Origin of the sequence: Achromobacter sp. GbtcB20 (assembly GCF_019091095.1) — a bacterium.
Classification (GTDB): Bacteria; Pseudomonadota; Gammaproteobacteria; order Burkholderiales; family Burkholderiaceae_B; genus Achromobacter; species Achromobacter mucicolens.
Window position 1 is genome coordinate 1 of record NZ_JAGXJZ010000152.1, and the last position, 626, is coordinate 626.

1 protein-coding gene is annotated in these 626 nt (G+C 71.4%); it reads right to left on the reverse strand.

Features of this window, described 5'->3' with window-relative positions:
* The coding region (locus KVT32_RS28285; protein ID WP_217619226.1) for an alpha/beta fold hydrolase at positions 1-626 on the reverse strand (626 nt) is incomplete at both ends.

Below are 626 nucleotides of genomic sequence, written 5' to 3' on the forward strand. Positions count from 1 at the left end.
GTCGCTGGCGCCGTGGATCACCAGGGTCGGCGCGGCGATCGTCGCCAGCAGCTCGCTGCGGTCGGATGCGGCGGCCACCGCCAGCATCTGGCGCGTCACGCCGGCCGGGCAATAGCAGCGCCGCAGCGCCCGCGCGGCGCGCCGCCGCAATTGCTTCTCGGGTGTCGGATAGGCCGGGCTGCCAATCGCCTGCTGCAGGGCCACCGCCTGGTCGAGGATGGCGTCGACATCCTTCGGGTTGTCCGGACGGCGCAGCAGCGCCTGGCGCGCCTGCGCCGTCGGGCCGGGCAAGCCGCGCCGGCTGCTGGAGGACATGATCGAGGTGAGGCTGAGCACGCGCTGCGGATGGCGGGCGGCGAGGATCTGGCCGATCATGCCGCCCATCGAGACCCCGATCACGTGGGCCTTGGCGACGCCGAGCGCGGACAGCACGCCGAGCGCGTCGACGGCCATGTCTTCCAGCCCATAGGGCGGCTTGAACGGCAGCTTCAGGCGCGACCTGATCCAGCTCCAGATCAGGCTGGGCTTGCCGGCGCGGTCGAACTTGGTGGACAGGCCGCAACCGCGGTGGTCGAAACGGATCACGTAGAAACCCAGCACGACCAGGCCGTCGACGAACTCGTCGG